This is a genomic window from Mycobacterium sp. (assembly GCF_040509115.1).
Lineage (GTDB): Bacteria > Actinomycetota > Actinomycetes > Mycobacteriales > Mycobacteriaceae > Mycobacterium.
This window is the reverse complement of the sequence record NZ_JBEVLO010000441.1, coordinates 1-10242: the sequence shown is the minus strand read 5'-3', so window position 1 is coordinate 10242 and position 10242 is coordinate 1. Positions and strand designations below refer to the sequence as shown.

The window sequence follows — 10242 nt, the reverse complement described above, 5'->3', positions numbered from 1 at the left end:
TTCCAGCGTGGCGGCTCGAAAGAGTGCACCGTTGAACAGTGACGCGATGCCGGGCAGCAGATCATTGCGCTCCCCGCGTCCGCGCCGGCCGCCGGAACCGTCCACCCGCAGCTCGGACACCAGCCGCCGCCACGCCAGGCCGCGGCGCAAGGGAAACGCCAAGCGGTCCGGGTCGGCGAGGTCGCACACCATGGGTGAGACCTCCGCGAGCGAATGCCTTGTCGCGCAATCCAACAGAGTGTCGAGCACGCCGGAGTCCGCGGGCCTGCCGTCGTCGTCGGCCAGCCACACCCAGTCCGCGCCGAGCGCGAGCGCGTGCAGCATGCCGAGGGCGAAGCCGCCGGCCCCGCCGAGGTTGCGCCGAGATCCCAGGTAGGTGGTCGGGATGGGTTGTCCGGCAACGAGTTCCCGGACGCGTTCGTCGGCGTCGTTGTCGACCACGATCAGGTGGTCGGGTGCGCGGGTCTGTCCGACCACGGCGTCAAGGGACTTGGTCAGCTCCGCAACGCGGCGATGGGTGACCACGATGGCGCACACCAGCCCGTGGGGCTCACTCATGACCGGTGGACTCGCGGGCGTTCTCCTCGAGGACCTCGCGCACGTGATGGGCGGCGTCGTCGCCCTCGTACGCACGAACCACGTCCTCGATGCCGCCGGTCATCTTGATGGTGCCGTGGTCGATCCACATGGCCGTCTTGCAGAGCCGGGCCAGGAATTCGTTTGAGTGGCTGGCGAATACCAGGATTCCGGACCTGGCGACCAGGTCTTGCAGGCGCGTGCGGGCCTTCTTGAGGAAGTCGGCGTCGACGGCGCCGATGCCCTCGTCGAGCAGCAGGATCTCGGGGTCGATGCTCGTCACCACGCCCATGGCCAGACGCACCCGCATACCCGTCGAATAGGTACGCAGCGGCATCGACAGGTAGTCGCCGAGCTCGGTGAAGTCGGCGATCTCGTCGACCTTGGCGGCCATCTGCTTGCGCGTCTGCCCAAGGAACATGCCCCGGATGATGATGTTCTCGAATCCCGAGATCTCCGGATCCATGCCGACGCCGAGGTCGAAGACCGGTGCGACGCGGCCGTGGACGGTCGCCGATCCTCGGGTCGGCTCGTAGATGCCGGACAGCAGCCGCAGCAGCGTCGACTTGCCTGCCCCGTTGTGGCCGACGAGCCCGACGCGGTCACCCATCTCGAGGGACATGGTGATGTCGCGAAGAGCTTCGATGACGACGACGTTGGATTCGTTGCGGCCGATGGTGCCGCCCGCCTTGCCGAGGAAGGCCTTCTTCAGCGACCGCGACTTGGCGTCGAAGATCGGGAACTCCACCCAGGCGTTCTGGGTCGCGATGTGCGGGTCGCCCACAGCTAGAGGTACTGCCCGGTCCCCGAGCTCCCCGGGCCCGAAGCACCGCGTTGTCCCGGTGCGCCCGAGATGCCGGGCGGCAGTGCGCCCTGACGCATCTGCTCCAGTTGCGCGCGGGCCGCCATCTGCTGGGCGAACAGCGCCGTCTGGATGCCGTGGAAGAGGCCTTCCAGCCAGCCGACCAGCTGGGCCTGCGCGATGCGGAGCTCGGCGTCCGATGGCAGGCTGTCCTCGCCGAAGGGCAGTGCGAGGCGTTCGAGTTCCTCGCGCAGCTCGGGGGCGAGCCCTTCCTCGAGCTCGCGGACGCTGCGGGCGTGGATCTCGCGCAGCCTGCCCCGGCTGGCGTCGTCGAGCGGTGCCGCGCGGACCTCCTCGAGGAGCTGCTTGATCATGGTGCCGATCCTCATGACCTTTGCGGGCTGCTCGACGAGGTCGGTCAGCGACTTGCCGTCGGCGTCGTCACCCGCCGTGGACAGGTCACCGATGATCTCGATGTTCTCGACGTTTCCGTCGTCGGCGCTACTCGTCATGCTCTCCGTACTCCCTGAACGTCTTACTTGCCCTGCCACTCATAGATGTGGTCCTCGCCGTTGTCGTAGATCTGCTTCCACGACTTCGACTCGCTTAGCGAGACTAGTCCGTCGGGCATCACGAACCCCCGCACCACCGGCTTGCTGGTGATGATGTAGCGGATGTTGAGCGCGTGGACCGCCTCGGCGACCCGTGGATCGGTGTCGGCGTCGTCGGCGTACGCCCAGATGATGAAGCGGTTGGGCCCCGGCCCCTGCTGTTGCGGAAAGTCATAGTGCGTCCAAAGGGGATGCAGGCCTGCGACGGCGTACATCCACGCCGTGCCGTCGATGTTCGCGTTGCCGATCAGGGTGTCGTGGGCGCCGGGCAGCGTCGCCAGGTAGGCGAACGCCTGCAGGTCCTTGTCGTCGACCATGACCGAGTCGTACTTCTCGCCGATCAGGAAGCGGTGTCTGGGGAAGTAGTGCCAGGCCATGCCGATGGACACGGCGATCATCACGATCGCCGTCGCGGCGTAGCCGACGCGCGCGGGCAGCCGGGGCGCCAGTCGCCGCAGGCCTCTGACCGCGGCCGAGGTCAGGGTGAACAGTGCGATGCCCGCCATCGGGGCCAGCAGCATGGTCACCACCGCCGACAACCGTCGCGGGTCGCTGTAGAAGAGGTCGGTGAACTTCGCGGTGACCGTGCCGATCGGCCCTCCGAAGGGCGCGGACGCGTGGATGATCGAATAGACCAGCAGCAGCCAGACCGCGGCCGGCCACCAGATCCGTCGGACCAGCAGGACCACGAAGCCGATCGCGGCGAGTGCGATCAGGGCGTTTTGGATCGGGTAGTCGTTGAGGTGGCGGGTGTGCTGGACGACGGCGTCGAACAGGGCCTTTCGCTTGCCTTCGTGGGTGTCGAACTGGTGGCCCTCGATGATCTCGGCCTGCTGCAGGACGCCGACGAACTGCGGTAGCAGCAAAAGGACGGTGGGGACGGCGACCACCGCCAGGCCCACGAAGTCGGCGAGCCTGCCGCGGACGGGATGCCAGAGTCCCTCGAAGAGCCACCACGCCACCACGAACAGCACCGTCACCACGCCGCCGGTGATGTGCACCGAGAACACACCGAGCAGTGCGACGACGGCCAGCGGAATGCGGTCGCGGTGCCGCAGTGAGGAGACGATGAGCAACATCGTCGGGACGGCGAGTCCGTAGGCCGCCAGGTTGGGCATGGAGGCGGTGTCGAACTCGACGTAGGGAATCGCGGTGAACGACGCCGAGAGCGCGGCCGCCGCAGCCGCGGCCCCTGCGGCCTGCCACTGACCGATGTCCCGACCGCGGAGCAGGTGCCATGTCAGGGCGGCGGCGCTCACCGGGAAGAGCCAGACGGCGACGCCCACCGAGTTCAACGTGTACGCGGTGGTGGCGGCGATGCCGGTGAGGTGACACTGGATCGCGGCGAGGGCATGGAAGGTGGATGGGTAGTACAGCGCGTCCTGGGTTTCGACGTTGCGTAGCTCGCCCATGTGGGTCGGCGAGGCCTGACCCGTTTCGACGATGAATCTCACGGTGTTGGCGTGCCAGACCGAGTCCCAGGTGCTCGGAATCGATTGCCAATGCGGAAGTCCGCGAATTGCTGCAAAGGTGATCAACGCGGCGCCGAGCAGCACGCCTGCAGCGACCACCAGCGCGGGCCCCCAGGTAATCGGCTGTCCGTCGCCCGACCCTCCGCGGCGGTGGCCGAACACCACCTGTGTGGCTACGACGAGGATGATTACCACGATTAGCGCCAGTAGTGCGGTCCAGCCGTTCCAATGGATCCCGACCGCGCCGAGCGGCAGGATGGCCAGGGCGACGGTGCCGTAGGTCAGCGCGGGTGCGACGGCGACGGCGATCGGGCCGGGTAGCTGACCGACGCGAGCGATGATTGCTCCGGGAACGATGAGTACCAACAGCGCCACTAGCACCCCGGACGCCAAGCTCACTGCACTAGTATGACCATCCAGGTGACTTGGTCCTGCAGGGCGTTGGCACGGACGGGCACCCGAAACCAGTTCGGTTCGCTGTACTCATGGACGCTCGAAGGTGGCTGGAATGGCATACGACGTCGCCCGGGTGCGTGGTTTGCATCCGTCCTTGGGCGACGGCTGGGTGCATTTCGACGCCCAGAACGGGATGTTGCTACCGGACTCCGTAGCGACGACCGTGTCCACGGCATTCCGTGGCTCGATGACCACGGGTCGGGGCCCACATCCGGCCGCCACGCGTAGCGCCGCGGTTCTGCAGGCGGCTCGCCAGGCCATCGGGGACTTCGTCGGTGCCGACCCGCGCGGAGTGGTGCTGGGCGCCGACCGCGCGATCCTGCTGACGTCACTTGCCGAGGCCTCGTCGTCACGCGTGGGGCTCGGTCACGAACTGGTGGTCACCCGGCTGGACGACGAAGCGAACATCGCGCCGTGGCTGCGGGCGGCGAATCGGTATGGCGCCAAGGTCAAGTGGGCCGAGGTCGACATCGAAACCGGCGAGTTGCCCGCCTGGCAGTGGGAGTCGTTGATCGACAAGCCCACGAAATTGGTGGCCATGACGTCGGCGTCGTCGTCGATCGGTGCCGTCAACGATCTGCGGCCGGTGACGAAGCTCCTGCACGAGAACGGCGGGACGGTCGTCGTCGACCATTCGGCTGCCGCGCCCTACCGGCTGATCGACATGGACGAGTCGGAAGCCGACATCCTCGCGGTGAACGCCGTCGCGTGGGGAGGCCCGCCGATCGGCGCCCTGGTGTTCCGGGACGCCTCGTTGATCGACACCTTCGGTGCGGTGTCACTGGACCCGCTGGCCGTCGGGGTCGAGCGCCTCGAGATGGGGACGCATCAGTTCGGGATGCTCGCGGGTGTCGTGGCAAGCGTCGAGTACCTGGCCTCGCTTGACGAGTCCGCGTCGGGCACCCGGCGTGAAAGGCTCACCGTTTCAATGCAATCGGCGGCCGCGTACATGGACCGGCTGTTCGAGTACCTGTTGATGTCGCTGCGTTCGCTGCCGCTGGTCATGGTGATCGGCCAGCCCGAGGAGCGTATCCCGGTGCTCAGCTTCGCGGTGGACGGCGTGCCCGCCGAGCGGGTGGTGCAGCGCCTCGCGGACAACGGCGTGCTCGCGGTCCACAACACCACGTCCAGGGTGCTCGACGTCATCGGCGTCAACGACATCGGCGGCGCGGTCACGGTGGGGCTTGCGCACTACACGACGATGGCCGAGGTGGACCAGCTGGTCCGGGCACTGGCCTCGCTGGGCTAATCAGCGCGTCAATCGCGCACGCGCAGAAGCACTTTTCCGTGCACCTCGCTGTCCTTGAGGAGCCGATGGGCCTCGGTGGCCTCCTCGATGGGCAGCTCCGCGCCGATGATGGGACTGACCCGACCGTCGGCGATCATCGGCCACACGTTGGCGACCACGTCGCTTACGATGGCGGCTTTGCCCGTCGGACCGTCGACCGGTCGCGACCGAAGCGCCGTCGAGATGACCCCGGCGCGCTTGGCCATCAGCTTGGTGAGATCGAGCTCAGCCTTGACGCCGCCCTGGAAGCCGATGACGATGAGTCGCCCGTCGGGGGCAAGCGCGTCGACGTTGCGATCCAGGTACGAGGCGCCCATGAGGTCGAGGATCACGTCGGCGCCCCGGCCGTCGGTTTCGGCCCGGATCCGCTCGACGAAGTCCTCGTCGCGGTAGTTGATGGTGACGTCGGCACCGAGGGTGCGACACACTTCGAGCTTCTCGGCGGATCCTGCGGTGACCGCGACGCGGCATCCCATGGCGTGGGCCACCTGGATGCCGTGGGTCCCGATACCGCTGGCACCGCCGTGGAAGAGCACGGTCTGTCCCGCTGACAGGTGCGCGGTCATGCCGAGGTTCGACCACACCGTGCAGGCGACCTCGGGAAGCCCGGCCGCGTGATGAAGGGAGACGCCGTCGGGGATCGGCATCAGCTGACCGGCGGGGACCGCGACGCGTTCGGCGTAGCCACCGCCGGCGAGCAGCGCGCACACGGGGTCGCCGACCGACCACGAGGTGACGCCTTCGCCGAGGGCGGACACGTGGCCCGAGACTTCGAGCCCGATCGTCGTGCTGGCACCTGGCGGTGGTGGGTAGTTGCCGGAGGCCTGCAGCAGGTCCGCCCGATTGATCCCGGCGGCAACCACGTCGACGACCACTTCACCCGCTAGTGCAGTGACGTCGGGTACTTCTCGCCAGACCAGTTCAGTCGCACTTTCGGCGACGATCGCACGCATGTCGATAACGCTACTACCCGCCGATCTCGGTCCTACTATGGCGCAATGGAGGGGATGGCGGGGGGACGGATGGCGAGCACGATGCCTGGCCTAGACATTGCAGAACAACATGCGTGGCAACACTTTCTGGACGCGTCGTTGCGTCTGTATGCCACGGTGAACCGCGAGCTGGTGGACGCTCACCATCTGACTCTGAACGATGTTCGACTACTCGATGCGCTCGACAACTCGGGCACCGGATCGGCTCGGATGGGCGATCTTGCCGAGATGTTGATGTCGTTGCCCAGCAGAGTGACTCGGCAGATCCACCGGCTCGAGCAGTTGGGGCTGGTGAGCCGTTGTTCGTCGCCGGAGGACGGTCGTGGCGTGCTGGCGACGATCACCGACGAGGGCAGGGAGGTGTTGCACCTGGCCATGGTGACGTACGGCAGCGGTGTGCGGAATCACTTCCTGCGCCGGTTGTCGCGAGCGCAGACCGCGGCGCTCGGCGACAACTGTCGGCGGATCAGCATCGCGATGAGGTCCGAGGACATGCCCGCGACGTTGGGCCGGGTCTAAACCGTCGCTCTTCGCGCGTGCGCTGAGGGCCGGCCCGTAGGATGTTCCGCGGTGGCGTGGCAGAGCGGCCTAATGCACTCGCCTTGAAAGCGAGAGACGGCTAACACCGTCCGGGGGTTCAAATCCCTCCGCCACCGCTCTCTTCCTGCGGCGACCGTGCGGCGGGGTAGATCCCTACTCGCCCTTGAACTCCGGTGGCCGCTTCGCGAACATCGCGGCGATGCCCTCGCCGAGATCCTTCGACGGCAGAAACGCGGTGTTCCAGGCGGCCACGTAACGCAGGCTCGACGTCACCCGCGCGCTGGTCTGCTCGTCCAGCACGTCCTTGATGCCCTGCACCACCAGCGGTGGGTTGGCGGCGATCTCGCTGGCGGTCGCGTGCGCTGCGGCGAGCGACGCGTCGGCGTCGGCGAAGACGTCGTTGACCAGACCGATCTTCTCGGCGCGCTCGGCGTCGATGTCCTTGCCCGTCAACGCCAGTTCACGAAGGTGTCCCTCGGACAAGATCAGCGGCAACCGCGCCAGGCTGCCGACGTCGGCGACCATCGCGAGCTTGACCTCGCGCACCGAGAACTTGGCGTCGGCGCTGGCGTACCGGATGTCGACGGCCGAGATCAGGTCGACGCCGCCGCCAATGCACCAGCCGGCCACCGATGCGACGACGGGTGTGCGGCAGTCGGCGACTGCCGTGATGGCGCGCTGCATCGCCTTGAGCTTGGTGTGGAACTCGGTCCGAGGCCGTGCCATCGCGCCCTCGGCCAGCACGGGGGCCAGGGTGCCGCCCATCGCAGTCAGGTCGAGGCCGTAGCTGAAGTTCCTGCCCGACCCGGTGAGGACGATCGCGCGGACGTCGGGATCGGCGTCCAGTGACTGGAAGACCTCGGGCAGTTCGGCCCAGAAGGCAGGCCCCATTGCGTTGCCCTTGCCGGGACCGGTCAGCGTCACCCGCGCCACGTGGCCGTCGACGTCGACGGTCATGGATTCGTATGCATCACCCATGAAGTGGAGGCTACGGGGCGGCGCTGGGAAGGTTGCCGGTGGCCTATGGAGGTGGACCGCCGAGCAGTAGCTCGCTGACGACCGCCTCCGGCAGGAACGTGCAGGTCCCGTCGACGAAGATCTTGGCGATGTCCCGCTGGCTGGGGTCGAACACCGAGTCGGACTGGTTGATGATCTCGTCGATGACGGACTCCTGCTCGGCGGGATCGAGGTCCACGTACTCCTGGCAGGCCATGCTCAGGGCGTCCGACCGAGGGCCGCTGCCCGGCGTGCGCGGTGTCGTGGAGCGCGGTGTCGTCGAGTTCGGTGTCGTGGAGCGCGGTGTCGTCGACCGCGGTGATGACGTGGTCGGCCTGGACGTCGTGCTGATCGAGAACCCCGGCTCGGTGGTCATGGCCACCGTCCCGGGCGTGGTCCTCTCGCAGGCGGTGATCATTCCCGCTGCGGCGAATGCGACGCCGACGACCAGAACGCGCGTCCTCATCTGGGCAACCCTAGGCCCAAGTGGGCCGCACGACGGGGACCTAGACCCTTTCCAGATAGAAGTACAGGTGCCGCGGTGATCCCGAGCGGGTGTCGAGTGTGCCCTTGCCGTTCATGATGCCAAGCACGGTATCGTCGTCGACCACCTTGAAGTGGTCGTGGACCGGCGTGCCGTCGTACACCATCGTCGCCGTCACCTCACCGCGGAACTCCTCCAGCCACAGACTGGCTTCGCCCTTCATGGCCTCGGTGTTGGAGAACCTGTTGCCGTCGGCGTCCAGACACACTAGGGGCTTGGCGTCGGCCGCCGAGTTGAACGTCTTGCCGAACCAGTTCAGCTTCTCCATGAAGCCGTTGGCGCGGTGGCCGGTTGCGAACTCGCCGCCCTTCCATTCGCCGATCATGAACTCGACGGTGGCGGGCCGCAGCGTCTCCCACAGTGCGTCGAGTTCGGCGTCGGGAATCTGGTCGGTGCGTTCGGTCAACGCCGCGAACGTCTTTCGGGCGTCGGTCATGATGCTTCTGTTCGGTTGCCTGCTCCGCCGGGGGCGTTCCAACGGGCGGCGAACTCGAGGAAGGCGTCGTTTTCGTGGGGCGCGGCGACGGTGACCCGGACGCCGTCCTGCCCGTAGGGGCGCACCAGCAGACGGTTGTCCGCGGCGCTGTTGACGAATGCGTCCGTGCGTTCGGCCAGCGGGAGCCACACGAAGTTCGCTTGCGAGGGTGGCACGGTGAACCCGGCGTCGAGCAGGGCAGCCGTGACGCGGACCCGTTCGAGGACGACGGCGTCGGTGCGGGCCATCAGCTCGTCGGCGGCGTCGATCGAGGCGATCGCAGCGGCTTGCGAGACGCTGGTCGCAGTGAACGGCACGTAGACCTTGCCGAGGGCGGTGATGATGTCCGGATCGGCGACGGCGTAGCCGATCCGCAGGCCCGCGAGACCATAGGCCTTCGAGAAGGTGCGCAGCACAACGACATTGCGGTGCTCGCGGACCAGGCCGAAGCTGTCGGGCAGCATGCCGTCGCGGATGTACTCGACGTACGCCTCGTCGATCGCGATCAGGATGTTCGACGGCACCGCCGCGACGAACTGCGCGAGCGCGTCGGGGTCGACGACGGTCGACGTCGGATTGTTCGGGTTGCAGACGAAGATCAGCCGGGTGCGATCGGTGATCGCGGCCAGCATCGCGTCGAGGTCGTACGTGTGGTCGGTGAGGGGTACCTGCACCGGCGTCGCGCCTGCGGTGCGGACCTGCAGCGGGTAGATCTCGAAACTGCGCCAGCCGAACAGCACCTCGTCGCCGACGGTGGAGGTGATCTGGACGAGCTGCTGGCACAGGCTCACCGAACCGCTGCCCACCGAGATCTGTTCGGGGGCGAAGGCGCCGTCGTCGAGGTACTTGGCCAGCCGATCCCTCAGTTCGAGGTAGCCGTTGTCGGGGTAGCGGTTGATCGAGTCGGTGGCTTTCGCGATCGCGGCGCGCACGCTGGGCAGGGGACCGTCCACGGTCTCGTTGCTTGCGATCTTGATGGCGCCCGGCACCGTCTTGCCGGGCGTGTAGGCCGGCAGATCTGCCAGTTCGGGGCGAAGGCGGGCGGTCACGCGAACAGTCTAGGGGTGCGGTGCAGACGTCCCGAGGCGCGCTTTGCCTTCCGGTCGCCTGGCTGTGTACGCTTCTCCCTCGGCGGTTCTGGGGTCTTGATGCGAGTCCGGTACTCTATGGAGCGGTCAGGAGGCGTGCCAGAGCGGCCGAATGGGACTCACTGCTAATGAGTTGTCCGTCTTAAAGCGGACCGGAGGTTCAAATCCTCTCGCCTCCGCCACGGCTGGTTCGCCAGCCGAACAAGTGAATAGCACGCGCCCGTAGCTCAACGGATAGAGCATCTGACTACGGATCAGAAGGTTAGGGGTTCGAATCCCTTCGGGCGCACAGACATCCAGCGAAGTGATCTGAAGGATGGCAGCGACCCGCCCCGCGATGTCCACGTGACGGGATGGGATCGGCATCCGAACGAACGACGAACGGCTTGCGGAGCGATCCCG

11 protein-coding genes and 3 tRNA genes are annotated in these 10242 nt (G+C 67.1%); 5 read left to right on the top strand and 9 right to left on the bottom strand.

Going from position 1 to position 10242, the window contains the following annotated elements; all coding sequences use genetic code 11:
- From ABW137_RS30470 to ABW137_RS30455, 4 genes are all read right to left on the bottom strand, one after another.
- Nucleotides 1–558 (bottom strand): glycosyltransferase (locus ABW137_RS30470; protein WP_526405738.1); only part of this gene is annotated, 558 nt, incomplete at its 3' end.
- Nucleotides 551–1360, bottom strand: coding sequence for a galactan export ABC transporter ATP-binding subunit Wzt/RfbE (gene wzt, locus ABW137_RS30465; RefSeq protein WP_526405736.1), 810 nt, complete (start codon nt 1358–1360; stop codon nt 551–553). The genes ABW137_RS30470 and wzt, both read right to left, overlap by 8 nt.
- A 2-nt stretch (nt 1361–1362) precedes the next feature.
- Nucleotides 1363–1890 (bottom strand): proteasome activator, encoded by a 528-nt coding sequence (locus tag ABW137_RS30460; RefSeq protein WP_526405734.1) that lies wholly within the window; start codon nt 1888–1890, stop codon nt 1363–1365.
- A gap of 23 nt (nt 1891–1913) precedes the next feature.
- A complete protein-coding gene (locus ABW137_RS30455; protein ID WP_526405732.1) occupies nt 1914–3860 on the bottom strand; it encodes a DUF6541 family protein in 1947 nt (648 codons plus the stop codon).
- Nucleotides 3861–3969: 109 nt separating this feature from the next.
- On the opposite strand from ABW137_RS30455, the gene ABW137_RS30450 reads away from it, so the two are divergent.
- Nucleotides 3970–5166, top strand: a complete 1197-nt coding sequence (locus tag ABW137_RS30450) for a cysteine desulfurase-like protein (RefSeq protein ID WP_526405730.1) — start codon at nt 3970–3972, stop codon at nt 5164–5166.
- Between the two features lie 8 nt (nt 5167–5174).
- On the opposite strand, the gene ABW137_RS30445 is transcribed toward ABW137_RS30450, so the two are convergent.
- Nucleotides 5175–6158 (bottom strand): NAD(P)H-quinone oxidoreductase, encoded by a 984-nt coding sequence (locus ABW137_RS30445; RefSeq protein ID WP_526405728.1) that lies wholly within the window; start codon nt 6156–6158, stop codon nt 5175–5177.
- A gap of 45 nt (nt 6159–6203) precedes the next feature.
- On the opposite strand from ABW137_RS30445, the gene ABW137_RS30440 reads away from it, so the two are divergent.
- Nucleotides 6204–6716, top strand: coding sequence for a MarR family winged helix-turn-helix transcriptional regulator (locus ABW137_RS30440; RefSeq protein ID WP_526405726.1), 513 nt, complete (start codon nt 6204–6206; stop codon nt 6714–6716).
- Nucleotides 6717–6766: 50 nt separating this feature from the next.
- Nucleotides 6767–6853, top strand: a tRNA-Ser gene (locus ABW137_RS30435).
- Between the two features lie 37 nt (nt 6854–6890).
- On the opposite strand, the gene ABW137_RS30430 is transcribed toward ABW137_RS30435, so the two are convergent.
- The 4 genes from ABW137_RS30430 to ABW137_RS30415 are packed head-to-tail and all read right to left on the bottom strand — an operon-like array spanning nt 6891 to nt 9801.
- The gene (locus tag ABW137_RS30430; RefSeq protein WP_526405725.1) at nt 6891–7715 is read right to left on the bottom strand and encodes a crotonase/enoyl-CoA hydratase family protein; all 825 of its coding nucleotides are present in this window, start codon (nt 7713–7715) and stop codon (nt 6891–6893) included.
- 43 nt (nt 7716–7758) lie between these two features.
- Nucleotides 7759–8199, bottom strand: coding sequence for a hypothetical protein (locus ABW137_RS30425; protein WP_526405723.1), 441 nt, complete (start codon nt 8197–8199; stop codon nt 7759–7761).
- Nucleotides 8200–8239: 40 nt separating this feature from the next.
- Complete coding sequence (locus ABW137_RS30420; protein ID WP_526405721.1) at nt 8240–8713, bottom strand: DUF4334 domain-containing protein; 474 nt, start codon at nt 8711–8713, stop codon at nt 8240–8242.
- Complete coding sequence (locus ABW137_RS30415; RefSeq protein ID WP_526405719.1) at nt 8710–9801, bottom strand: pyridoxal phosphate-dependent aminotransferase; 1092 nt, start codon at nt 9799–9801, stop codon at nt 8710–8712. The genes ABW137_RS30420 and ABW137_RS30415 overlap by 4 nt, the downstream gene beginning before the upstream one ends.
- Before the next feature lie 129 nt (nt 9802–9930).
- Here ABW137_RS30415 and ABW137_RS30410 point away from each other — a divergent pair.
- Nucleotides 9931–10022: transfer RNA gene (locus ABW137_RS30410), tRNA-Ser, on the top strand.
- 34 nt (nt 10023–10056) lie between these two features.
- Nucleotides 10057–10129, top strand: a tRNA-Arg gene (locus ABW137_RS30405).
- Nucleotides 10130–10242: the final 113 nt, after the last annotated feature.